The sequence below is a fragment of the Maribacter sp. genome, assembly GCF_039974175.1.
In the GTDB taxonomy this organism is placed as follows: Bacteria; Bacteroidota; Bacteroidia; order Flavobacteriales; family Flavobacteriaceae; genus Maribacter_C.
Genome location: NZ_JBDWJN010000003.1, coordinates 719,166 through 742,671 on the forward strand (window position 1 = coordinate 719,166; position 23,506 = coordinate 742,671).

Genomic DNA, 23,506 nt, shown 5'->3' on the forward strand with positions numbered 1-23,506 from the left:
CTTAATTCGATTTTCTAATAATGAACAAACCCGAATTGATGTCACTTACAACGATTTTGCCACTTTCGAAGTAAGGATAAACACTCCAAACTCCTGAAAATTGGGCATTATCACTAGAAGGAAAGGTATCAAAGAACCCAGATTCAGAAATCGACTTGTTCGCAATGCCAGAAATATCTAGAACACGTACTCCTGCGGTATAATTGGCTAAGAAATATGCATCACCCTTTACATAACCATTGTGGTCAATGGCACTTGTTGGGCCCAAATAGGTATCATGTAGCACAGGATTGTCCAAGTCAGTAAAATCGAAGATCAAGGTTCGCGATTGGAAACCTCGCTCTACCTCGTCTAACTCATCTCCTAGTAAAAAATAGCGCTGATCATCGGTAAACCAACCCTGGTGCGTGTATTCAATATTGGGATAGGTTACGCTAGAAATATTTTGCGGATTTTCTTTATCAGTTACATCTGCTATAATTACCACGTCTTCATTGGCCCCGATATAAATCTCCCTGCCCGTATATTCTTCGTCAGGACCATTGTACGTTATTACCTGAGCATCATGTGAGTACCCGTTTAGGCCATAACCTCCAGCAGCGGTTGGGTTTTTAGGGTCTTGTATGTTTATGAAATGTGCTCCCCCGTTAAAAGCATCTCGACGCGCTGTGCCCACTGCATATGCAAAGCCGGTATCTTCATTAATGACGATATTGTGTGCATTTCCAATACCGGTATACCGGGTGTCAGCCTCAAAAGTTGCTGGAGGATTGCTCACATTACGCAATTTGGTCAGGTCAAAAACCTGCATCCCATGACCTGGAGCTTCAGACACAATAAAAGCGTGATCTTTATACACCTTTAGGTCGCGCCATGAAATAGGTTCGCCTGCAGAGGGTAGTTTCCCTAAATAAACCAAATTCTCTTCGTCTGAAATATCTACAAAAACAGTACCGTTATCGAGACCCATAATGGCATACTCCTTACCCGTGCTAGTATCGGTCCAACCCCAAATATCATTGGCAGATTGCCCTTCAAAATCTGCTACTGGAATGCGGCCGACGAAATCATATCCACTACAGGGGTAAACCCCTGCTAATCCATTATTACAAGGCGTTACCGTCATAAGGACATTGGTATCGTTGCCAAAATTATTTGTATCTGTACTATCGGGACTATCGTCACTTGAACATCCAAAAAACAGTAGCAGGGTTATTCCTAAGAAAATAGCGTTTTTCATTGCAATTTTTATTTAATCTAGTAAAGATAAAGCATATCATGTTTTGGCCTTGTTACCCCTACTTGTTAATACAACAGTTTAACCTCTGATTACCCTACAAAAGATCGAATATTTATTGCGGCTTGCGGTAATACTTCTACTTTTGCACCATGCTAGAAGATAAAAATAGGCAACGCACTTCCTTAGAAAAATTAGGCGAATTCGGTCTTATTGACCATTTGACCAAAGATTTTCCAATACAACAAGAATCTACGATACAAGGTATTGGTGATGATGCGGCTGTTCTTGATTTCAAGAATAAAAAAACAGTGCTTTCAACAGACTTGCTCATAGAAGGTGTTCACTTTGATCTTAGCTATGTACCCTTAAAACATTTGGGTTACAAGGCAGTTATGGTCAACCTTTCAGATATCTATGCTATGAATGCCACGGCCACTCAAATTACGGTTTCAATAGCGGTGTCGAACCGTTTCCCATTGGAGGCACTTGAAGAATTGTACTCGGGAATTGCCCTAGCCTGCAAAAAGTTTAAAGTTGATCTGGTAGGAGGCGATACAAGCTCATCAACCACCGGATTACTAATTAGCATTACGGCTATTGGAGAGACCAATGAAGAAAATATTGTATACCGAAAGGGTGCAAAACCAAATGATTTGTTGGTAGTTACGGGAGATTTGGGAGGGGCCTATATGGGCCTTCAAGTATTGGAACGTGAAAAGGAAGTATTTAAAGTCAACCCCAACAGTCAGCCCGATCTAGAACCCTACTCTTATATTGTAGAACGCCAACTAAAACCCGAAGCTAGAAAAGATATTTCAGGCTTGTTAAAAGTACTTGGAGTTCAGCCGACTTCAATGATCGATATCAGCGATGGCCTATCGTCTGAAATCTTACACCTATGCCAAAACAGTAAGGTAGGCTGCAATTTGTACGAAGATAAGATTCCTTTAGATCCCACTGTTATTTCTGCCTGTGAAGAATTTAATATAGACAGTACCATGGTCGCCTTGAGTGGAGGTGAGGATTATGAATTATTGTTTACCCTTGCGCAATCTGATTTCGACAAGATTAAAGGGAACCCAAATTTATCGGTTATCGGTCATATGACCGGAGCTGAGGAGGGAGCGCATTTGATCACTAGGGCAAATACCAAAATACCCTTATCAGCACAGGGTTGGAATTCTTTTGAATCAGAATAAGCGCTTTGATTTTCTCAGAATTGATTAGCTTGTACTAATAAGTTTCAAGCAATTTTATGGAGTTTTTTTTGAATGCCGGTCTAGGAATAGGAGTTTTTATGTTGATGCTCTTGTCTTTTAAACGGCAGAAAAAACGGGAAGACTATTTATTTTTATCATGGATTGCTACTACCCTACTTCAAATTACCTTTTACTTGGTTAATATTTATCATTTTGAATTATCAGGCATTTGGGCAATTCTCGCTTTCGCACTTCCACTGCTTGGTGCTCCTCTTCTATTTCTATACATTCAAACCATCACAGGTTATGGGTTTTCTTTGAAGACAGCGGTGATCCATTTAAGCATATATCCAATATATGTATTTCTGTTTTTTGCTTTTAAGGAAATGGTGGGTGTAGAAATAAAAGCCATGAACGGATTTCTTGGTTTTTCAAGACAAGCCGGTATTCTTACAGAATACTATGCCATACCGTTGGCAATTTCAGGTCTTCTTTATTCCTTTTGGGATTTAGCTCTCTTGAGAAAACATATGGGGAGGATTGCAAATCTTTTTTCTTTTGATGAAAACATTAGTCTAAGATGGTTGAATTATGTGGTCTATTCTTATCTCATGCTATTTCTATTGGCCTCTTTCTTAATTTTCGGAGCCATCCATTTCGATTTGTTGTCTCTAAAAAATGCTTTTGCTTCGGTGGGTATTCTTTTGAGTATAATGCTTCTTGCGTTCGGGTTTTATGGTTTTCGACAAACGGCTATTTTTTCAAATACGGAGCTTCCCGTTTCAAAAAGGCGTACTGCTAAGGCATCGTATTCAAAGTCTGGATTGGATCAAAATAAGATCGAAGATTTGGCTCAACAGCTTTCAAAATTTATGGAAACGGAAAGGCCTTATTTGAATGAAAACTTAAACTTAAAAACGCTCTCTGAAACATGCAAGCTACAGCAAGCGCAACTTTCACAACTTATAAATCAACATTTCAAAATGAACTTCTATGATTTTGTAAACCAATACCGGGTGAAAGAGGTAAAAGTAAGGTTAAGCTCCTCAGAATTTGACCAGTTATCTATTCTTGGAATCGCTTTTGATTGTGGGTTCAAATCAAAATCTTCTTTTAATCGATATTTTAAAAAGTACGCAGGGGTATCGCCATCAGAATTCAAAAAAAATCTTCTAAAATAGGATTCAGCCGATTGGCTGGGTCGCATGAAACAATTCTCTTATAGACATTTGCTCATATTCAAAAATTATGAGTGATTATACAGTAGCACATCAAATTAATATAATAGTTCACGTGATTGCAGGATCTCTGGCATTGATTATGGGGGTTGTTGCCATGGCGGCTCGGAAAGGCGGGAAAACACATAACAGGAGTGGGCAAATATTCCTATTTTTAGTAGCGTTTGTCATAGCTACCGGATTAATAGGGGTTTTTGTTTTTAAGGTCAATACTTTTCTATTGGTAATAACCCTGTTAAGTGGCTATGAAGCTTTTTCAGGATATCGAATTTTGAAATTAAAATCCAATACCCCAAAACTTCTAGATATTCTTGTGGCCTTATTGGCTGTAGCATCAGGAATTTATTTTCTTTATTATTTCAAAACGATTGGCATGTTTTGGGCGCCTGTTATAATTTATAGCACTCTGGGAACCTTGTTCCTATTGGTGACCTACGACTTTTTACGCTATCTTATTCCAAAAAGCAGATATAGAAAACTTTGGCTATACGAACATATATATAAAATGGTGGCCGCTTTCACTGCGCTTTTATCTGCCTTTGTCGGCACCGTATTTCCCCAATACCACCCTTATAGTCAATTTCTCCCATCGATATTCGGCACCTTGTTGGCAATAAGTTTTATCGTGTATTTTTACAGAAAAAATCGCCGTAGAAAAAATGCTAGTCTCAAAAAAAGCGCTTAAAATCATTGCTCTTTCTTTCTTGCCATTGTTGGCAAGTTTGATATGTAATGCCTGTGCGTCTATACCCAAACTATCTAAAGAAGAAAAACAAATTATCACCCAGGTGGTAAAGACACCTTTTACTGAAATTATTAAAGGAGAAACGGGGTTTGCTACTGCTCAAGGCCATAGCATTTGGTTTGAAAGCATACAACAAAAGGTGTTAGAAAAGGAGCTGTTATACTAATTATGGGGAATGGAAATGATGCCTTAAGTTGGCCGCCCAATTTCATTGCCCATCTTGTTGATCGTGGATACCAAGTTATTCGTTATGATCATCGAGGCACTGGCTTATCAACGTCTAAGGAAAAATGGAAAAAGAAAAAGGCCTATTCGTTAAACGACATGGCAGATGACGTTGTTGCAATATTAGACACCCTAGACGTTAAAAAAGCTCATGTGATAGGGGTTTCTATGGGCGGAATGATTGCGCAAATCGTGGCCATTGAAAACCCAGAGCGAACAGCTAGTTTAACATCTATTATGTCATCTGCCCATGTTATGGATTCAGAACTTCCTCCGATGTCGAATAAAATTGTTCCAAAAATGATTAGCGCCATTTTGAAACATGGCTTTTTCGGAGGCAAAAAAGGACAGATCAAACGCCAAATCATTCAGAAACGCATATTGATGGGTGAAGCTACCGGTGAAATAGATACGAGAACTATGGCCGAAACTTCACTCTATAATCTGAAAGAGCGAGATGGTTACAAATTAATTTCGGCACGGCACCATTATGTGGCAATTCTAAATTCAAAATCTCGATATGAAGCGCTTAGCCAGCTTCCTATTCCAACTTTGGTTATTCATGGAGAAGTAGACCCGGTAATGCCCATTTCGCACGGCAAAAAAATGGTTCGCGCCATGGCCCAAGCTGATAGTTTATGGATTAATAATATGGGTCATGACCTTCCCGACTTGGAATTGGAAGAGATGACTGATAGAATGATTCTAAATTTCGAGCGAGGCACTCAATAAAATAGTGTAGAAGCGCCTGATCTGATTTGTATCAGGACTGGAAATACTTTTGGTTTCAAAAAAAAATTCCCAGAAGATTAAGCGCAATCCTTTCTAACTGTTGTGGGGCGAACGACAGGCAAGAGTAGTGGAGCTAACTTAATTTCCGGGAATAAACGTTGAATTCGAAACGCGTTTGAGTTTAGAATTCGTTTGCCACAGCATAGTAGATGCCGACATCCCAATACTTCGGGGCAGCATTATGCAGCTTGTTCAGCTGCTCTATGTCTTTTTTGATATATGGTTTCTAAAGTTTTATTGATATCCTGCAATTCAGGTGTTAAGGTTGATAAATTGCCGCTGACGTCGGTAGTAACTTCTTTACCACAGTGAATACATTTGTACTCTTTGATGTGCAGCGTAACTTTCTTTGATACGGAGTAGTGATGTCCGAAAAGGTTACAAAATACTTTTTTCATGCTTGTAGGTTTAAGAAACGGTTTCAGAGTTTGGGACAACGAAACGTTTTGATAAATTTTGGGTCACTTCAAAGTGCTCCTTAAAAACACTTAGATGTAGAGAACGTAGGCTTCTTATTTTTTATTGGACGTGTTAGTCGATTCAGACGGTATTTTCGATGAACTACATTTTTTTCGATAAACGGATATTTTTACCTGTCAAAGAGCATCTTTTTGCAAGGTTGAAGTAACACCTTCACTATCAACTACTTTTAAAATCATGTTTGAAGTTGGCAAGAAATTTTAGATCATAAATAAGTAAAACCCGGTGAAAAGTATTTTGCTATCTTTCCAACCAATTTTTAGGTTTATGAACAATACCAAAGAAACCTTTGTTACAGCTTTCGCCCTTTTCTCACTTTTTTTTGGAGCGGGCAATTTATTATTACCTCCCCTCTTAGGGTATAATGCAGGAGAAGATTGGGAATGGGTGACCTTTGGATTCATGATTACGGCAGTGATCATTCCGATCTTAGGTATATTGGCCCACGCGAGACTACAAGGCACCATGTATGATTTTGGCAAAAAGGTATCGCCCATCTTTAGTACGGTGTATTGCATTATCGTTTACCTTATCTCCATTACCATACCTTCTCCGCGAACGGCATCTGCAACACATGAAATTGCAGTGTATCCGGCATTTGGCACTAGTCCCTTATTAACCAGTAGCATTTATTTTGCCTTGGTATTGGTATTCGTTTTGAATCGGTCCAAAATTCTAGGTTTTATCGGAAAGTTTTTGACTCCTATTATTGTTTTGATGCTTACCGCCGTCATCGGAATCGGCTTATTTTCCTCAGATGGCTTAATGAATCCTTCAAATTTTAGTACCCCTGTTGTTAGCGGTATTCTTGAAGGCTATCAAACCTTCGATGCTATAGGTGCAGTTGTAGTTGGAGCTGTCATTATCATTTCGTTGAATTTAAGAGGCCACGTTTCTTTCGAGGCAAAAAAGGATATCATTAGAAAATCAGGATTCATTGCCGGGTTGGGTTTATTATTAATTTATGCCGGATTGATTTCCGTGGGTTCCTTTTTCGGAGCTGATATAGCAATCGACAACGCACTTAGTAGTGATATGCAACGAGCAAATCTACTTAGAGGAATTAGCTTGGCTTCCCTTGGTGCTTTTGGAAATAAAGTGCTTAGCATTTTAATTGCCCTGGCGTGTTTTACCACAGCTGTTGGTATTGTCACTGGTACTGCAGACTATTTTAAAGGATTGTTTAAAAATTCTCAAAGAGCGTATCGTGTTACCGGTTTCTTAGCCTGTACGATGGGTGTTTTGGTAGGCCAACTTGATTTTCATTCGATCATCATAATCGCAATTCCAGCGCTGATGATTATCTATCCGATTACCATTGTATTGATTTTATTGAATGTTGTTCCTGAAAGATTTGCTACACCTACGGTTTTTAAAGCAGTGGTTGTTACTACCATTTTATTTAGTATTCCTGATTTTTTAGCTAGTGTTGGTATGGGTGAAGCCATTGCTAGAGTACAAGAGTTCATTCCGCTAAACCAGTTTAGCATGGGATGGGTGTTACCAGCATTGATGATTTTTGTAGTAACCAATTTGCTAACGAGAGAAAAAAGTATGGCATAATTTCATTGCTCGGGTTTTTGAATTCGACCCAGATGTAAGTCAATATTTTGACTATAGCATACTTCTTCGTTATAATGCTTCCTGCGATCCATCGTTAAAAACTCTAAAATAGTTACCCCCTTGTATTAACAATCCTTCCGATTTTTTATTTGGCCAATTTTTATGATAGTCTTTTGGGTGCCTAACATCAATTCCTATTACTTTACCGTTGTAGAAACTCTTAATTTTTGATTGAACAGTATGACCTACTACTATGGCTTTGGCTTTAAACTTCAGAAGTGGTTTGTCGATCTCTTCTTGCGTTAAATCATCTTTGAAGTAACCCCGATACCAGCAAATTCCCGTTTTCGATGATAGCAGCAAATCACTGTCACTCTCATTCGGTTTTGGATAAGGCGCCGTGTAGTAGTTGCTTCGAATAAGGCCATTTATCTCCTCTAGAGACATGTCAATATTTGAAACATCGGGATGCAGACCTCCATGTGCAAAAAGAGTTCCGTTAATAGATTCTATCGCATTTTTACTAGACAACCATTTCCCCAATAAGGAATTGGAGTCATATAAATTGGATTGTGTTTTCCCTAAAATTGATGCCACAAACGTGTATTTAAGAGATGCTGCTTGGTGGTCACCATACATGTTTTTTAGCTCATGATTCCCTATTATAAAATGAACCTGTCCACCATGGTTTTGAGCCTCTTGCTCCAATTTGTAAATAAACCAGATCACTTGTGTTGTAGAGAAGCCTCTATCTACAAAATCACCCACCAAAACCAAATGGCCTTGGTCAAAAGTCCAATTCAGATTTCGGTCGATAACCTGGTTGTTGATTAAAAAATCTCGAAAAGCTTTATAGCCACTTTCGATATCAGAGACTGCCAATATTTTATTTTTGTCATTATAGCTTGTTTTTGGAGTTTTAAAATTAGACTTGATAACAAAATCAAAACGCGTTGAATCTAGTGCAAAAAAACATTTTGCGGCAATCGATGCATGGGTCGTATATTCGGTTTGATCTAAATAAAAACCCTCTTCTTTATTTCCTCTAATATAATTGACATCTACTACAGTGTCATTTTTATAAAAAACATATGGTCCTTCACCATCAAATGCTAATCTTGATGGGTTATGGGCATAGCTTGCGCTAGCGCCATGATAAAGACCAAATGATATGGCAATAATTGCGAGTACTGTTAAAGTAATAATAACATGTTTTAAATAGCGTAGCACCTTTTTCTTCATTTTGACAAATTTTATAATTGATATTCGACTTTTGATTGACAAGGCAAACTTATTCTTGTGACACATTGCTTCAAAAGAAATGTGACAAACACAGCGTCGCTTCATATAACTAAGCTGTTGAGAGCGACCAAGTGATTTTATCACCAACTAGGTTCTTTACAACCCAGTAAGCGGTATGTTCATCACATTTACTTCCACAGCCTAATGAATCTTTTACTTTTGTGCTATGATTTCCATCTTAAAACTGAACAGCTGGCTTTGGGCTAAAACAATTGTGATGTTGACAATCGCTATCCCATTAGCGGTTCTCGCCTACGAGTTTATCATATTAGGTAAGGACTCCGTCGTATTTCTTGCTGACTATCCATCGGCGGTGGCCGTTATGGTAATGTCGTATTATGGAATATTACTGGTTCTCGGAATTATTTGGGTAATTAACCAATTGAAATCTGTTTTGAACTTAAGGAATGAAACCGCAAAAAATGAGTTGCTACACTTGCAAAGTCAAGTAAGTCCACATTTCTTTTTCAACACCTTGAATAACCTCTATGGTTTGGTTGGAAAGAATCCACAAAAGGCACAAGACCTCATTTTGAAACTTTCAGATATGATGCGCTACAGTATTTACCAAGGAGAACGACAACAAGTAACGCTCGAAGAAGAGGTAGCTTATCTCAAAAATTATATTGCCCTACATAAAATGCGCTATCACAAAACCATTGATATAGAGTTCAAAGAAACTATTCAGCATGAAGGTCTGAGAATATTGCCCTTACTTTTTATCTTACTTTTAGAAAATGCCTTTAAACATGGGGTTGAAAATTTAAGGGAAAATGCCTTTGTTCGTATAGCTATAGTTGCCAATGAAAAGAAGATTAATTTTACGGTAGCGAACAATTTTGATGCCTCAGAAGTATCCGCAGAAACCGGAATAGGTCTGATAAATCTAAAAAAAAGGTTAGCATTGGCATATCCTGATACTCATACGTTATCCTTAATAAAAGAAGCCACTATTTATAAGGCCCAATTATCTTTAAAACCACTATGATTCGCTACCTGATTGTTGATGACGAACATATTGCCCATGATATTATTAAGGGGTACTGTGACCTATTGCCGAATATGCAGCTGCTCAAAGATTGTTATGACGCCTTAGAGGCTTTCGAATATTTAAATACCAACGAGGTCGATTTGATTTTTCTAGACCTCAACATGCCCAAATTAAAAGGTTTTGAGTTTTTAAAAACACTTGCTAACCCCCCTAAGGTTATTGTAACTACCGCCTATCAAGAACATGCCCTCGAAGGCTACGAACTAAATATCGCAGACTATCTGTTAAAACCTTTTGGTTTTGAACGTTTTCTTAAAGCCGTTCATAAGGCTGTAGGTTCGGAACAAAAATCACCGACTCCTGAGATAAAGGAAATTAACCCCTCTCCTAGAACCATTTTCCTAAGGGAAAATAAAAAATCGGTTCAAATCGATTTGGGTTCCATTAGGTACTTAGAGGCGGCAGGAAACTATTCCAAAGTATGTACTTCTGAGGGAATTATTACCGTTCGCGAAAAGTTTTCAGATTTACTCTCCAAATTAGAAGTCGAAGGGTTACTCCAAGTGCACAAGTCATTTGCCGTTGCGCCCAAGCACATCAAGAGTATTGAAGGGAATCGGATTTTTGTTACAGACGCTGTTATTCCTATTGGCAAGGTATATAAGATGAATATTGCAAAACTATTAGGATAGCGCTATCGGTTGATTACACTTTACTTAGCTGCCATCAACTCCTCAATCTCTTCGACCTCAATCGGAATATTCGCCATCAAATTAAACGGCTCTCCTTTTTCTTGAATTACCACGTCGTCTTCAATTCGCACGCCCATTTTTTCTTCAGGAATATAAATTCCGGGCTCAACGGTAAAAACCATATTGGCCTGCATCGGCGTTTTTAGTGCACCATAGTCATGAGTATTCAACCCGATATGGTGGCTTGTGCCATGCATAAAGTACTTTTTATACGCTGGCCAATCTTTGTCTTCATTTTGCACATCAGCTTTGTCTAACAATCCCAAACCCAATAGTTCGGAAGTCATTACTTTACCACACTCTTTGTGGTATTCTGCCCAAAGTGTTCCGGGGAGCAACATTTTTGTAGCTTCATTTTTTACGTTAAGCACGGCATTGTAAACCGCTGCTTGCCTTGCTGTAAATTTTCCGTTTACAGGAATGGTTCTGGTTAAATCGCTAGAGTAATTCGCATACTCAGCAGCGACATCCATCAAAATTAGTTCTCCATCTTTGCATTGCTTATTGTTCTCTAAATAGTGAAGTACGTTAGCATTATTTCCGGAAGCAATAATTGGTGCATAGGCAAATCCTTTCGAGCGATTTCTCAAAAACTCATGGGCCAATTCGGCTTCTATTTCATATTCCCAAACGCCCGGTTTTATAAAGCCTAACAATCTACGGAAACCTTTTTCTGTAATATCACAAGCCGTTTGCATCAATGCAATTTCCTCAGGTTCTTTGACGCCACGAATTTCCTGAAGTATTGGAAAACTCTTCGCTACCCCATGCGCCGGATACTTTCGTTTGCACTCTAGAATAAAACGATCTTCGCGCGTCTGTAATTCCACTGCCTGGCGATAATGCTCATTGGTATTGAAGTAAACCGTATCAGCTTCCGTCATCAAATCAAAGAAGACTTTGTCAAAATCGGAAAGCCAATAAATGGTTTGTATACCTGATACTTCAGTCGCTTTTTCCTTGGTCAGCTTTTCGCCTTCCCAAATAGCGATATGCTCATTGGTTTCCCTTACAAAAAGTACTTCCCTATGTTTCATTTCCATCGCATCAGGAAACATAACTAGTATCGTTTCCTCCTGATCCGCTCCACTCAGATAAAAAATATCGCGATGCTGTTCAAAAGGCATGGTACTGTCTGCACTTATTGGATATATGTCATTAGAATTAAAAATCGCAATACTTTTCGGCCGCATTTTGGCCATAAACTTTTTACGGTTCTTTCTAAAGAGCGCATTAGAAATTTGATCGTACTTCATCGGTATGTCTTTTGTTGTCTAAATGTAAGAATTACGAATAGTATCTAGAGCCATATGGCCGAACATTTTTGTAAATTTAAAAGCTATTCAAATAATCAACCAAGACGTTATGCCAACCAAACTTCGCAGTATCACATTTCTCTTTTTAATTCCGTTCGTCATTTTCGCCCAGTCTGATGCTACGGTATTCGAAAATCTAAAATTCCGTTTCATAGGTCCTGAAGGCAATCGAGCTATCGCCATTGCGGGTGTTCCGGGAAATCCAATGATTAATTATATCGGAGCAGCTTCCGGAGGATTATGGAAAACCGCGGATGGGGGGCTGAATTGGAAGCCTATTTTTGATGAACAGAATGTATCATCGATCGGAGCTATTGCGATAACACCTACCCAACCCGATATCGTTTGGGCAGGCACAGGCGAAACATTTGTAATTCGACCTGCGCACGCCATGGGTGATGGAATTTATAAATCAGAAGACGCAGGAAAGACTTGGAAAAACATGGGGCTTGAAAAGACGGGGCGTATCGGTCGAATCGTAGTGCATCCTACCAACCCTGACATTGTTTATGTGGCAGCTTTGGGGCATACTTATGGGCCTCAAAAAGAACGCGGGGTTTATAAAACCAACGACGGTGGCAAAACTTGGAAACAAATACTCTTTGTCGATGAAAATACGGGTGCGGCCGAACTAGCCCTTGACCCTAAAAATCCTGACCGTCTTTTAGTAGGAATGTGGTCTATTCATATCAATACTTGGGGCTTGAGAAGTGGAGGTGCCGGTGGTGGGGTTTACCGTACTGTGGACGGAGGGAATACTTGGGAAGCGCTATCGAAGAAAGGACTTCCCGGCGGAGCCAACAATCCGGTAGGAAAAACTGCCGTTGCGATTGCACATTCAGAACCCGATATCATCTATGCACTTTTTGAAATTGACAGTCCGGCTTTATATCGCTCTGAAGATTTTGGTGAAACTTGGACACTGCAAACAAGAAATCATGACATTGCAGAACGTGCACCCTATTATACCCGAATGGCCGTTTCAACTTCTGACCCTGACGAACTCTATTTTGCCAGTGTCAAATTCAGTGTTTCTAAAGATGGGGGAAAGACTATAGACTCGGGCTACAAAGCCGGAGGAGACAATCACGATATCTGGGTTGATCCAAGCAATGCTGATCGAATTATGGTAGCTCATGATGGTTGTGCAAGTATGAGTTTGAACCATGGGGAAACTTTTAACCGAATCGTGCTACCTATTGCACAGATGTACCATGTTTCAGTTGACGACCAAATTCCGTACAATGTCTATGGCAATCGACAAGACGGCTATTCGTATAAAGGTCCAAGTAATAGTCGCCAAGGTTATATACCGGTCGGTTTATGGAAAGGTGTTGGGGGTTGCGAAAGCGGTTTTGCCCAGCCTGACCCATTTGACAACAACATCGTTTGGTCTGGTTGTTATGACGGCGGACTGCAGCGTTATAATACAAAAACCGGCCACGCCAGAGACGTTCGGGTTTGGCCAGAAGCAGGATATGGGTGGGCACCAGCTGATATGAAATACCGTTGGCATTGGAATTTTCCCATGGCATTTTCTCCTCATACCCAGCATCGGGTTTATGTCGGCAGCCAATTCGTTCATAAAAGTGACGATGACGGTCAAAGCTGGCAGGTGGTGAGTCATGATTTGACCTTGAACGATAAATCGCATCAACAAAGTTCTGGGGGTATCGCAATCGACAATTTAATGACTTTTGATGGAGCAACCTTATTCAGTATTGTAGAATCAGAATTAGAGCCCGGTCTTATTTGGACGGGCAGTAACGACGGTCAAGTACACCTGACCAAAGACGGTGGTGAACACTGGACAAACGTTACATTGAATATCCCCAAGTTGCCGAAATGGGGAACTATTGCCAATATTGAATCTTCTAGATACAAAAAAGGTGCTGTTTACATTACTGTCGACTTGCATCAAATGGGCGATTTTGACCCTTATGTGTATAAGACCGAAGATTACGGACAAACTTGGAAGCGCATTAGTACTACTATTCCAAAATCGGTGCACAGTTTTGCGCATGTCATCAAAGAAGATCCAAAACGGGAAGGGATGCTCTACTTAGGCGTCGATAATGGGATGTACATCTCCTATGACGATGGTGAAAGTTGGATGCGTTTAAAAAACAATCTACCGCCTGCTCCAGTCTATTGGCTGGAAATTCAGGAACGGTTTGATGATTTGGTAGTGGGTACCTATGGCAGGGGCTACTATATTCTTGATAATATTTCTCCAATCAGGGAGTTCGATCTCGACGCTCAAGGTAAAAAAGCACATCTCTTTAGTTTGAGACCGGCATATCGTTTTCAAAATTTGCAAAGCATCAAGACTGATGGCCCGAGTATGAATTCAGGAAAGAATCCTGCCTATGGTGCTGAAATCAATTATTTTCTAAATGATAGTACGAATCAAAAAGTCGAAATTCAAATCATAAAAGGTACGAATGAAATTGTACGCACCTTAGCTGGAAAGCAATCTCAGGGAATACATCGTGTGATGTGGGACCTCCGCTATGAGCCTACCTACAAACCCAAATTAAAAACCACGCCAACCGGCAGACCATGGGTACAATTGAACGGGGAAGGCTGGCGACCCTTGGTGACGTGGGATTTAGATCTTATGCGCGGGCAGTTCGGCCCAAAAGTAGTACCTGATAGTTATAAAGTAAAATTGATTATTGGAGAGGAGGAATACGTTCGTGAGCTTAAGGTTTTAAAAGACCCTTCTACTGAAAGTTCTATGGCCGAAATCAAGGAGCAAGTAAGCTTTTCATTAGAACTTCGTGATGCTATTAACATCGCGGTCACAATGATAAATAGTGTTGAGGATATCAAAAGTGAATTGCAGGAAGTGATTCCGAAGTTAAAGACTGTGTCAGATAGAAAAAAAGCAAGAGCACTTTTTACGTCTGCACAGGCTATTGCCGGCACCTTATATGATATTCAGCTAACAGGAGCACGCGAAGATGCCTTCCGTTCACCTATGCGACTGTATGGTAGACTTAGTGCACTTGCGAGCGATATTGGAGCTTTTGGTGCAGATTTTAAACCAACCAATCAACAGCGTGAAGTCTATAGTATTTTCAATAAACGCTTGGAAAATGCCAACCAAAATTTTGAAAAATTAATAAACGTTGCTATTCCAAAATTAAACCGTCAAATCAAAAAAAGTGAATTGCAAATTCAAGGGGGAGAGAACATAAAGTCTTAAGTCAAAATTCAGTTATGAGGGTCATGTATCATTTCCTTAAGTATGGTAAAGAGATCTCAATCGCGCTGGATCCAAAAGCACCAATCACTATTATCAACTTGAAATTTTAGCTTATTTAGTTTTGTTAAGTTTTATTAACTCCTTCTTATGTATCGAGATGATATTAACATCAAGGGAAATGGGGGTCAGTGGCCGATTTATCGAGTCTCGTGCAACGTCGACTATGGCGTCGACGATATCCATGCCTTTAATCACCTTGCCGAAGACCGTATAATCACCATCTAAACGGTGTTCGCCATCTTTGTTCTGAACGATATAAAACTGGCATCTCGCTGAGCGTTTATCGGGGTTGTTATCCCTACCCGCTCCAAGCGCACCATAGTCGTGTAACAAACTATCGTTGAATTCAGGCTCCAACAAATATTCGGAATCCTTAAACCCTTCTGGCGTATCTGGACATCCTCCTTGAGCTACAAAACCTGGTATAACGCGATTGAAGCTAAGTGAATCCCAATAGCCATCCTTTGCCAATTGCATGAAACTTGCTTTGTGTTTAGGTGTTTCATCATACAACCAAACTAAAATTTCACCTTTAGGGGTTTTAATTTGTCCTATTTCATACGGCTTTTGTACACTACATCCTGCAAAAATGAAAACCGCTAGGATCGATAAGAAATAGTTCATGGTGTCACATTTAAGAATTCTCAAATTTAATGCCTTGCATAAACGACACTAAAAAACCCACCCGTTTCGAGAAACTGGGCGGGTTGATTATTACTTTTTTTCACCGACCTATCGGCCAGTATATTTATTTTGACATCGCATTTTTGACAGCTCCGATTATGGCCATGATGACGCCACCACCTACACCGCCTCCTGCGACACTACCGAGAATGCTCGACATATCCATGCCACCAGCAGCTTCTGCCGCTCCAGACATATCGGTACCTGTTGCCGCTCCGGCACCTAAGCCCAACATTCCAAGAAGCTGACCTCCAACACCACCACCTACCAGGCCGGCTATAGTGTTTCCAACAGTTCCTAACGATAAATTTTTTAACAATTTACCAGCTACGTTACCTCCAACGGCACCCGTAACTAGTTGAATGATTAACGGTAAATACTCTTCCATTTTAAAATAGTTTAGTTGATTATGTATTAATAAATTAACACAATTTTAAGGAGAATAGCAATTTTGACACGCTTAAATTGTCAACACTAGAGTTTTAGTGTCCAAAAAATAGCAATTATATAAAATTGCTGTCTTTCATAAATTGCCCTAATCTAAAGGTTTCTTAGCAAGTTTCACTAACTTTCCAAAGACCAATTACATGAAAACTATGCGATATCTTTTACTCACTTCACTGTTTTTCTATACTGCTTTAAGTATTGCTCAAATAACCGCTACCACTGCACAGCAGGTTGAAACCGCCCTTCAACAGAAAGAACGAATGCAGTCTAGTTCACTGGTGCGTAACATTCCCTTAAAAAATATTGGCCCTACCATTATGAGCGGTCGTGTTGTCGATGTAGATGTCAATGCTGCAAACCCAATAGAATTTTACGTGGGTTATGCCTCTGGAGGGGTATGGTATACCAATAACAATGGCACCTCTTTTACTCCGGTTCTAGATACTTCTGAAACACAAAATGTGGGTGATATAGCCGTCGATTGGAAGAGCGGAACAATTTGGGTAGGTACAGGCGAGAACAATGCTTCACGTTCTTCTTATGCAGGTATCGGAATGCTAAAATCAACTGATAAAGGGCAAACATGGCAAAATGTTGGTTTGACCGATTCACATCATATTGGGCGAATTGTTATCAATCCTAAAAACCCTAACGAAGTAGTTGTTGGCGTAACCGGGCATTTGTATTCCCCCAATGAAACACGTGGTGTTTATAAGACTTCGGATGGTGGAACAACATGGCAAAAAACACTGTATATAAATAATGCAACAGGAATTATTGATGTGGCTCACGCTCCTACCAATTTCAATATTATGTATGCATCTGCTTGGCAAAAAGAGCGCAAGGCATGGAACTTTACGGGCAATGGTAATGGTTCTGGCGTTTACAAAAGCATCGACGGAGGCGCTAGTTGGATCAAAGTTTCAACTCCTAAAAGTGGCTTTCCAACAGGTGAGGGCGTAGGCCGAATAGGGTTGGCGGTTTTTGATGACGATACTGTTTATGCTGTGCATGATAGCCAATTCCGACGTGAGAAATCAGGAGAAAAGAAAAAGTCTAAAGGCTTGACAAAAGACGATTTCAGAAACATGTCTCCCGCTAACTTTCTAAAACTGGAAGACAAAAAGCTCAACATATTTTTGAAGAATAATAATTTTCAGGAGAAATATAGAGCAGAAAACGTTAAACAAATGGTACGCAGTGGTTCGGTGCAACCTACAGATCTTGCCAAATACTTGGAGAATGCAAATTCCGCCTTGTTCGATACACCGGTTGTTGGCGCAGAAGTTTATCGCAGTACTGATGGGGGTGAGACTTGGAAAAAAAGGAATGAAAACTACATTGATGACCTCTATTACAGCTACGGTTACTACTTTGGAGAAATACGTGTTGATGCTACCAACATGAATAAAATCTACTTGGAGGGTGTACCTATTATAAAATCGGAAGATGGGGGGAAAACCTATACGTCGATCAACGGCGACAATGTACATGCTGATCACCAAGCCTTATGGGTAAACCCAAAAAGACCCGGTCATTTGTTGAATGGTAATGATGGCGGACTCAACATGAGTTACGATGACGGAGCAAATTGGACAAAGTTGAACACTACTGCGGTCGGGCAATTTTATGCCATCAATGTTGATAACCAGGAGCCCTATCATGTGTATGGAGGGCTTCAAGATAATGGTGTTTGGATGGGCCCTCACAATGCTGCCACCAATACTCGTTGGCACCAAACGGGCCAAAATCCTTGGGAGTCGATTATGGGCGGTGATGGTATGCAGGTACAGATTGATAGCCGAAATCATAACATAGTATATACCGGATTTCAATTTGGAAATTACTTCCGAATCAACAAAGAAAGTAAGGCCCGTACGTATATTCAGCCCAAGCATGAATTGGGAGAAGCACCTTATCGTTTCAATTGGCAAACCCCAATTCTACTTTCTCCCCACAATCAAGATATCTTGTATATGGGGGGAAATAAATTGCATCGTTCATTAAATAAGGGTGATGACTGGGAAGCCATCTCTGATGATTTAACTCAAGGTGGTAAAAAAGGTAATGTAGCCTACGGTACTTTGACAACAGTATCCGAATCTCCCTTTAAATTTGGTTTGCTCTACACCGGTAGCGATGATGGTTTAATTCAAGTTTCGCAAAATGGAGGAGGTAGTTGGTCAAGCGTATCTAATACACTACCAAAAGATATGTGGGTGAGTCGCGTTGCAGCATCTAAACATAAAAAACAGCGTGTCTATGCTTGTCTAAACGGCTATCGATGGGATGATTTTACCCCATATGTCTACCGCAGCGAAGACTATGGAAAAACTTGGAAAAGTATAGCAGCGAACATTCCTACCTCAGCCGTCAATGTGATTTTGGAAGACCCGGAAAATGAAAACCTGCTATTCGTTGGAACGGATAATGGGCTCTATGTTTCCTTTAATGGGGGCCAATCTTGGGAATCCTTTCAAAACGGAATGCCTAATGTAGCAGTACATGACTTAGTAATTCAACCCGAAGCCAAACATCTTTTAGTGGGCACCCATGGCCGTAGTATCTACAAGGCAGATATTTCAACATTGCAACAATTGACCCCAGAAATATTGAGCAAGGATTTGTATGCCTTTAAATTAAAAAATATCAAGCATTCTGCGCGTTGGGGTAATTCGTTTAGCAGTTGGCGAAAGCCGCAAACACCCGGATTAGATTTGACTTTCTATTGCGGCAAGCCCAGTGCTATTTCTGCTCGAATAAAAACAGATGATGGCATCGTGGTAAGTAAGACCCAAATTGATGCGGGCAAAGGATTAAATGTACTCTCTTATGATTTAGCCTTTAGTAAAGCGGGCATATCTGCCTATTTAAAAAAGCATAAAACAGAGCTTAAAGAAGCAAAAAATGGAAAAACCTATTTGCCGAAGGGGAATTACTTCATTGAAATTGAAGGAAGTTTGACAAAGGATAAGGTTGAATTCGAAATAGAATAAAGTGCAAACAAGAATAGAAGAATTACCCAAGAAGACCTTGGTAGGCAAATCAGTCAGAATGTCTTTGTCAGACAACAAAACTTCTCAGTTATGGAAAGACTTTAAAACAGAAAAAGCATTGGTTAAAAATGCCATTGGAACAGAATTATATTCCATACAACTATATGACGATCTGCATTATTTCAAAAACTTCACCACAGAGACCAAATTCACCAAATGGGCCGCTGTTGAAGTAGTCAATTTGTTTAATATACCAATCGGTTTTTCTTCCTTGACCATTGAATCTGGGCTTTACGCGGTTTTTCTTCACAAAGGTTCGGCTAGTGAATTTCCAAAGACCATGCACTATATTTTTAGTCAATGGCTCCCTCATTCGGCCTACGAATTAGATCATAGACCCCACTTTGAGCTCTTAGGTGAGCAATATAAAAACAATAGCCTTGATTCGGAGGAAGAAGTATGGATTCCCATTCGCAAAAAAGCTTAGTTGGTAGTATCTGCTATAAACACTACTTTTAAATTCAAAAATTTCGCGCTATGAAACGTTTACTAATTTTTCTATTTATCATTCATTTTTCGGGGGTTTTCTATCCGTTGCATGCGCAAGAGCGGGCAAAAATCAAAACGCTAATCGTAGACGGACAAAACAACCATGAGCATTGGCCAAAGATCACAGTCATGCTTAAGGAGTATCTTGAGGAAACCGAATTGTTTGTAGTTGATGTTCAGCGTTCTGGCTATACTTGGAAAGGGGAAGCATACATATCGGAATTTCCGGTTGAAGGCTTGTCCGCGACCATTACTACCGAAAAACCTACCCCCGACCCTGATTTCAGTCCAGATTTCTCCAAATACGATGTCGTAATCTCTAACTTCGGATGGAATGCTGCCGATTGGCCCGACGCCACTCAAAAAGCGTTTGAAACCTACATGGAAAACGGAGGGGGCTTAGTAGTCTTTCATGCTGCGGACAACTCTTTCCCGAAATGGGAGGCTTACAATAAAATGATCGGACTTGGCGGCTGGGGTGACCGAACCGAAAAAGATGGCCCTTATGTATATTATAACGACGAAGGAGAATTGATACGAGATAACTCTCCTGGAAAAGGAGGAGCTCACGGGCCAGAAAGTGAATATCAAGTTCAGGTTCGCAATTCTGAACACCCCATAACCAAGGGCATGCCCGAAATTTGGATGCATGCTAAAGACGAATTGTATAATAGCTTACGCGGCCCGGCAGAGCAGATGGAAATATTGGCCACGGCCTATGCCGACCCAAACAACAAAGGTACAGGGCGTCATGAACCGGCCTTGATGACACTATCCTATGGAAAGGGCCGTATTTTCCACAATATCATGGGACATGCCGACTATTCTGTAGCATGTGTTGGCTTTATAACCACCATGCTACGCGGAACCGAGTGGGCGGCTACTGGCAAAGTGACGCAACCCATTCCACAAAACTTTCCGAAGGTAAACACTACTAGTTCTCGTAAATGACTCAAGGTTAATACCCTTAAATTAGCGACTTTATCAACTATTTATATATTTGCACCCCACTAACCACTCTTTTTTAACCATGAAAAGTGTAAAAAATATTGATTTTTTCAAAAATATCAGACAGGTTCGCGAGTACGACTTCGGTATTTTCTATTTTTTTGACGGGCTTGTAATCTCCGAAATGAAAGAAGGCGTGATTTTCGGATGGAAAATGGCTGAAAAAGCGGTGAAAGCAGCACATGAAGTTATGGGAGAAGATACTCCCATAGCGTATATCTCCAATCGCATCAATAGCTACTATGTGGTTCCTACTGATTGGGTTAAATTTTATAAAAACAGACATCAACTTCATTTCTATTCGGTGGTTGGGTATACAAAAGGAAATGTAGTAAGCCTATTTCTAGAAAGACTGTTTTTTCGAAACTCTATTAGAAAATTTACTGATTTAGAAGAAGCCATAGCATGGAGTCTTGAGAGAATCAAGCAAGAATCAACCTTGGTCTAACCCAAGTTCTTTGTAAAACCCTACTATTTTACTGAGAAAAGGTAATCAACTTGTTTTTAGCATACCCAATTCGACGAAATACTTCTTTCGACCAGCCGGTCGGTTTTGTGTGCAAAATGGTCCTTAAAAGATCAGCCTTTCTCGAATTCAAGCCAAAACTTCTCGTTGAAACACTGAAATGCGAATACTTGGTCGACCAAATACACTATTACAAACTAAACGGTTTGTTATGGGTTAAATACCGTGTGCAGTTTATCGGATTTTATTTGGTCAGAACTTAGGTATTTAGGTACATTTCATGGCATTCCAACATGAAAAAGGGCTTCACCTTGATTAACAACGGCTTGATGATTGATGCAAATCACATAGCCATCAAAAGGCGCCTTAATCCGTTTGGTGTGTTTTGCATAAGTATCGGTTATCATGCCCATTTCCTGACCTTTTTTAATTTCACCTCCATTGACTACCTCTGGAATAAACATCCCAGCGGTTGGAGCTCTCAACCATCTTCTGCCATTCAAATGAATTGTTTTGCGTGTATCCACAGACGTTGAGGTATTATCGGAAGTCATTCCGAGGTGTTTTAGCACATTCAGAATGCCTTGCATACCCTCGGTAATAGCGAAGTCATCAAAGCGCATACTTTCACCAGCTTCAAATACAACGGTAGGCTTTTGCATTCGATAAGCCGCATTTCGAAAAGAGCCTTTAATCAATTTCGAGGCAAAGGACATGGGTGCATTAAAGATTTCGGCCAACCTCCCACTTTGCGAATCTTCAGCCGTATATCGTATTTGAGGGAAGTTATTTCTTTGGCCACCTCCCGTATGTAAATCAATACCATAATCAATTTGATGCATGATCTCACTTACATAGTGATAAGCGATACGGCTGGCCATAGAGCCTTTCTTGGTACCCGGAAAACTTCGATTTACATCTTTGCCATCGGGTACATCTCTCGAAAAGTGTATAAAACCAAAAATATTTAGAATAGGCACCGCGATTACCGCCCCCTTTTTGACCTTAAAGCGTTTTTCAGCCAACATACGGCGTACAATCTCTATACCATTGATTTCATCACCATGTAACCCCGCCTGCACAAGAATCGTCGGGCCGGGTTGCTTCGCATTAAAGACGTATACAGGAATATCTATGAGCGTTCCGGTAGGCAGGCGATCAATACTTATCTTAACAAGTTTCTCTTCTCCTGGAGAAACGGTTTGCCCCCCGATTATAATGTCTTTATTTTCTTCTACGACGTCCATTTCGCTCAACATATAATATGATTTCTTTAGCAATATTGACTCCTGTCGCCGCTTCTATTCCTTGCAAACCAGGAGAAGCATTTACCTCAATTAACAAAGGTCCCTTTTTTGATCGAATCAAATCCACGCCTGCAACGCCAAGACCGATATGTTTTGCAGCGTTGAGTGCCATAAACTTTTCTTTGGCCGATAGCTTTACCTTCTCAGTGGCACCTCCGCGATGTACATTCGAGCGAAACTCGCCTACCTCACTGGTACGCTTCATGCTTGCAACTATCTTATTGCCAACAACGAAAATACGGATATCCTCTCCGTTGCTTTCCTCAATATATTTCTGAATAAGAATACTGGTATCCATTTTATAGAACGTATCGATGATAGATTTCGCCGATTTCTTGGTCTCCGCCAAAATTACTCCTAAACCCTGAGTTCCTTCCTGAAGTTTGATGATAACGGGAGCTCCCCCAAGTAGCTTAATTTGCTCTTTTATATTGTCAGGGTTGATAGAGAATAGTGTCTCAGGAATCGGAATTCCCTTACGGGCCATAATCTGAAGGGTACGTACTTTATTTCGAGCCCTTATAATACTCAACGAACGCGCAGTACTAAAAACACCATTCATCTCAAACTGTTTTACGATGGCCGCTCCGTGCCTTGAAACCTTGGCACCGATTCTTGGAATAATCGCGTCAAATTCATTGGTAATCTCCTCGTCTCCTAGAAAAATTTGAGGTTTCCCCTTACCCAACTTCACAGAGCACTTGGTGTGGTCTACCCGCTCAATATAATGCCCTAGTTTATCGGCTTCTTCGGCTATTCTTTTGGTAGAATAGACGTTCATGCTGACCGATAAAAGTCCAATATTCATGGCTAGTGTTTGCTTGGCTGTTGAAATCGTATCTAAATATCGGTCAAAAAATGGGATAACAACAATGCTTCATAAAAAAATTGACACTAGGCACTGTTCTCCCCGATTATACAAGAAATAAGTGGAA

At 40.2% G+C, this 23,506-nt stretch carries 21 protein-coding genes; 13 read left to right on the plus strand and 8 right to left on the minus strand.

Annotated features, from left to right (window positions below):
• Window position 1 precedes the first annotated feature (1 nt).
• The gene (locus ABJN95_RS04245; protein WP_348368755.1) at window positions 2-1,240 is read right to left on the minus strand and encodes a choice-of-anchor B family protein; all 1,239 of its coding nucleotides are present in this window, start codon (window positions 1,238-1,240) and stop codon (window positions 2-4) included.
• Between the two features lie 149 nt (window positions 1,241-1,389).
• On the opposite strand from ABJN95_RS04245, the gene thiL reads away from it, so the two are divergent.
• The 5 genes from thiL (at window position 1,390) to ABJN95_RS04270 (ending at window position 5,379) form a co-directional block, all read left to right on the plus strand.
• The gene (thiL, locus tag ABJN95_RS04250) at window positions 1,390-2,439 is read left to right on the plus strand and encodes a thiamine-phosphate kinase (protein WP_348368756.1); all 1,050 of its coding nucleotides are present in this window, start codon (window positions 1,390-1,392) and stop codon (window positions 2,437-2,439) included.
• A 56-nt stretch (window positions 2,440-2,495) separates the two neighbouring features.
• Window positions 2,496-3,620 (plus strand): helix-turn-helix domain-containing protein, encoded by a 1,125-nt coding sequence (locus ABJN95_RS04255; protein WP_348368757.1) that lies wholly within the window; start codon window positions 2,496-2,498, stop codon window positions 3,618-3,620.
• 67 nt (window positions 3,621-3,687) lie between these two features.
• Entirely contained in the window at window positions 3,688-4,362 is a 675-nt protein-coding gene (locus ABJN95_RS04260) for a hypothetical protein (RefSeq protein ID WP_348368758.1), read from the plus strand.
• Window positions 4,337-4,588 carry a hypothetical protein gene (locus tag ABJN95_RS04265; protein ID WP_348368759.1) on the plus strand — a complete coding sequence of 84 codons (252 nt, stop codon included), beginning with the start codon at window positions 4,337-4,339 and terminating at the stop codon, window positions 4,586-4,588. The genes ABJN95_RS04260 and ABJN95_RS04265 overlap by 26 nt, the downstream gene beginning before the upstream one ends.
• A gap of 2 nt (window positions 4,589-4,590) precedes the next feature.
• Window positions 4,591-5,379 carry an alpha/beta hydrolase gene (locus ABJN95_RS04270; protein ID WP_348368760.1) on the plus strand — a complete coding sequence of 263 codons (789 nt, stop codon included), beginning with the start codon at window positions 4,591-4,593 and terminating at the stop codon, window positions 5,377-5,379.
• 239 nt (window positions 5,380-5,618) lie between these two features.
• On the opposite strand, the gene ABJN95_RS04275 is transcribed toward ABJN95_RS04270, so the two are convergent.
• Window positions 5,619-5,837, minus strand: a complete 219-nt coding sequence (locus ABJN95_RS04275; RefSeq protein ID WP_348368761.1) for a hypothetical protein — start codon at window positions 5,835-5,837, stop codon at window positions 5,619-5,621.
• Window positions 5,838-6,186: 349 nt separating this feature from the next.
• Here ABJN95_RS04275 and brnQ point away from each other — a divergent pair, with 349 nt between their 5' ends.
• A complete protein-coding gene (gene brnQ, locus ABJN95_RS04280) occupies window positions 6,187-7,482 on the plus strand; it encodes a branched-chain amino acid transport system II carrier protein (protein ID WP_348368762.1) in 1,296 nt (431 codons plus the stop codon).
• A gap of 69 nt (window positions 7,483-7,551) precedes the next feature.
• On the opposite strand, the gene ABJN95_RS04285 is transcribed toward brnQ, so the two are convergent.
• On the minus strand, window positions 7,552-8,724 hold the full coding sequence (locus ABJN95_RS04285; RefSeq protein ID WP_348368763.1) for a metallophosphoesterase: 1,173 nt from the start codon (window positions 8,722-8,724) through the stop codon (window positions 7,552-7,554).
• Between the two features lie 226 nt (window positions 8,725-8,950).
• On the opposite strand from ABJN95_RS04285, the gene ABJN95_RS04290 reads away from it, so the two are divergent.
• Together ABJN95_RS04290 and ABJN95_RS04295 are read left to right on the plus strand one after the other, a co-directional pair.
• A complete protein-coding gene (locus ABJN95_RS04290) occupies window positions 8,951-9,772 on the plus strand; it encodes a sensor histidine kinase (protein ID WP_348368764.1) in 822 nt (273 codons plus the stop codon).
• Entirely contained in the window at window positions 9,769-10,467 is a 699-nt protein-coding gene (locus tag ABJN95_RS04295) for a response regulator transcription factor (RefSeq protein WP_348368765.1), read from the plus strand. The genes ABJN95_RS04290 and ABJN95_RS04295 overlap by 4 nt, the downstream gene beginning before the upstream one ends.
• A 20-nt stretch (window positions 10,468-10,487) precedes the next feature.
• On the opposite strand, the gene ABJN95_RS04300 is transcribed toward ABJN95_RS04295, so the two are convergent.
• Window positions 10,488-11,783: an aminopeptidase P family protein gene (locus ABJN95_RS04300; protein ID WP_348368766.1), complete on the minus strand. Its 1,296-nt coding sequence runs from the start codon at window positions 11,781-11,783 to the stop codon at window positions 10,488-10,490.
• 109 nt (window positions 11,784-11,892) lie between these two features.
• Between ABJN95_RS04300 and ABJN95_RS04305 the strand changes: the two genes are divergently transcribed.
• A complete protein-coding gene (locus ABJN95_RS04305) occupies window positions 11,893-15,054 on the plus strand; it encodes a glycosyl hydrolase (protein WP_348368767.1) in 3,162 nt (1,053 codons plus the stop codon).
• A gap of 111 nt (window positions 15,055-15,165) precedes the next feature.
• On the opposite strand, the gene ABJN95_RS04310 is transcribed toward ABJN95_RS04305, so the two are convergent.
• Together ABJN95_RS04310 and ABJN95_RS04315 are read right to left on the minus strand one after the other, a co-directional pair.
• Window positions 15,166-15,738 carry a peptidylprolyl isomerase gene (locus tag ABJN95_RS04310; protein ID WP_348368768.1) on the minus strand — a complete coding sequence of 191 codons (573 nt, stop codon included), beginning with the start codon at window positions 15,736-15,738 and terminating at the stop codon, window positions 15,166-15,168.
• A 124-nt stretch (window positions 15,739-15,862) separates the two neighbouring features.
• Window positions 15,863-16,186 (minus strand): hypothetical protein, encoded by a 324-nt coding sequence (locus tag ABJN95_RS04315; RefSeq protein ID WP_348368769.1) that lies wholly within the window; start codon window positions 16,184-16,186, stop codon window positions 15,863-15,865.
• Between the two features lie 208 nt (window positions 16,187-16,394).
• Here ABJN95_RS04315 and ABJN95_RS04320 point away from each other — a divergent pair, with 208 nt between their 5' ends.
• The 4 genes from ABJN95_RS04320 (at window position 16,395) to ABJN95_RS04335 (ending at window position 21,246) form a co-directional block, all read left to right on the plus strand.
• A complete protein-coding gene (locus ABJN95_RS04320) occupies window positions 16,395-19,241 on the plus strand; it encodes a glycosyl hydrolase (RefSeq protein WP_348368892.1) in 2,847 nt (948 codons plus the stop codon).
• 1 nt (window position 19,242) lies between these two features.
• A complete protein-coding gene (locus ABJN95_RS04325) occupies window positions 19,243-19,728 on the plus strand; it encodes a GyrI-like domain-containing protein (protein ID WP_348368770.1) in 486 nt (161 codons plus the stop codon).
• Window positions 19,729-19,778: 50 nt separating this feature from the next.
• The gene (locus tag ABJN95_RS04330) at window positions 19,779-20,741 is read left to right on the plus strand and encodes a ThuA domain-containing protein (RefSeq protein ID WP_348368771.1); all 963 of its coding nucleotides are present in this window, start codon (window positions 19,779-19,781) and stop codon (window positions 20,739-20,741) included.
• A 79-nt stretch (window positions 20,742-20,820) separates the two neighbouring features.
• The gene (locus ABJN95_RS04335; protein WP_348368772.1) at window positions 20,821-21,246 is read left to right on the plus strand and encodes a hypothetical protein; all 426 of its coding nucleotides are present in this window, start codon (window positions 20,821-20,823) and stop codon (window positions 21,244-21,246) included.
• 296 nt (window positions 21,247-21,542) lie between these two features.
• Here the strand turns inward: ABJN95_RS04335 and ABJN95_RS04340 are convergent, their stop codons facing one another.
• Both ABJN95_RS04340 and ABJN95_RS04345 read right to left on the minus strand, forming a co-directional pair.
• A complete protein-coding gene (locus ABJN95_RS04340) occupies window positions 21,543-22,523 on the minus strand; it encodes a succinylglutamate desuccinylase/aspartoacylase family protein (protein WP_348368773.1) in 981 nt (326 codons plus the stop codon).
• Complete coding sequence (locus ABJN95_RS04345; protein ID WP_348368774.1) at window positions 22,489-23,379, minus strand: RimK family alpha-L-glutamate ligase; 891 nt, start codon at window positions 23,377-23,379, stop codon at window positions 22,489-22,491. Before ABJN95_RS04345 ends, ABJN95_RS04340 begins: the two co-directional genes overlap by 35 nt.
• Window positions 23,380-23,506 lie beyond the last annotated feature (127 nt).

Coding starts and splice junctions, on each gene's coding strand:
- ABJN95_RS04260 (WP_348368758.1), top strand. CDS start 3,688: ATGAGTGATTATACAGTAGCACATCAAATTAATATAATAGTTCACGTG.
- ABJN95_RS04275 (WP_348368761.1), bottom strand. CDS start 5,837: ATGAAAAAAGTATTTTGTAACCTTTTCGGACATCACTACTCCGTATCA.
- ABJN95_RS04345 (WP_348368774.1), bottom strand. CDS start 23,379: ATGAATATTGGACTTTTATCGGTCAGCATGAACGTCTATTCTACCAAA.
- ABJN95_RS04300 (WP_348368766.1), bottom strand. CDS start 11,783: ATGAAGTACGATCAAATTTCTAATGCGCTCTTTAGAAAGAACCGTAAA.
- ABJN95_RS04305 (WP_348368767.1), top strand. CDS start 11,893: ATGCCAACCAAACTTCGCAGTATCACATTTCTCTTTTTAATTCCGTTC.
- ABJN95_RS04285 (WP_348368763.1), bottom strand. CDS start 8,724: ATGAAGAAAAAGGTGCTACGCTATTTAAAACATGTTATTATTACTTTA.
- thiL (WP_348368756.1), top strand. CDS start 1,390: ATGCTAGAAGATAAAAATAGGCAACGCACTTCCTTAGAAAAATTAGGC.
- ABJN95_RS04330 (WP_348368771.1), top strand. CDS start 19,779: ATGAAACGTTTACTAATTTTTCTATTTATCATTCATTTTTCGGGGGTT.
- ABJN95_RS04340 (WP_348368773.1), bottom strand. CDS start 22,523: ATGTTGAGCGAAATGGACGTCGTAGAAGAAAATAAAGACATTATAATC.
- ABJN95_RS04265 (WP_348368759.1), top strand. CDS start 4,337: ATGCTAGTCTCAAAAAAAGCGCTTAAAATCATTGCTCTTTCTTTCTTG.
- ABJN95_RS04245 (WP_348368755.1), bottom strand. CDS start 1,240: ATGAAAAACGCTATTTTCTTAGGAATAACCCTGCTACTGTTTTTTGGA.
- brnQ (WP_348368762.1), top strand. CDS start 6,187: ATGAACAATACCAAAGAAACCTTTGTTACAGCTTTCGCCCTTTTCTCA.
- ABJN95_RS04310 (WP_348368768.1), bottom strand. CDS start 15,738: ATGAACTATTTCTTATCGATCCTAGCGGTTTTCATTTTTGCAGGATGT.
- ABJN95_RS04320 (WP_348368892.1), top strand. CDS start 16,395: ATGCGATATCTTTTACTCACTTCACTGTTTTTCTATACTGCTTTAAGT.
- ABJN95_RS04315 (WP_348368769.1), bottom strand. CDS start 16,186: ATGGAAGAGTATTTACCGTTAATCATTCAACTAGTTACGGGTGCCGTT.
- ABJN95_RS04270 (WP_348368760.1), top strand. CDS start 4,591: ATGGGGAATGGAAATGATGCCTTAAGTTGGCCGCCCAATTTCATTGCC.
- ABJN95_RS04290 (WP_348368764.1), top strand. CDS start 8,951: ATGATTTCCATCTTAAAACTGAACAGCTGGCTTTGGGCTAAAACAATT.
- ABJN95_RS04255 (WP_348368757.1), top strand. CDS start 2,496: ATGGAGTTTTTTTTGAATGCCGGTCTAGGAATAGGAGTTTTTATGTTG.
- ABJN95_RS04295 (WP_348368765.1), top strand. CDS start 9,769: ATGATTCGCTACCTGATTGTTGATGACGAACATATTGCCCATGATATT.
- ABJN95_RS04335 (WP_348368772.1), top strand. CDS start 20,821: ATGAAAAGTGTAAAAAATATTGATTTTTTCAAAAATATCAGACAGGTT.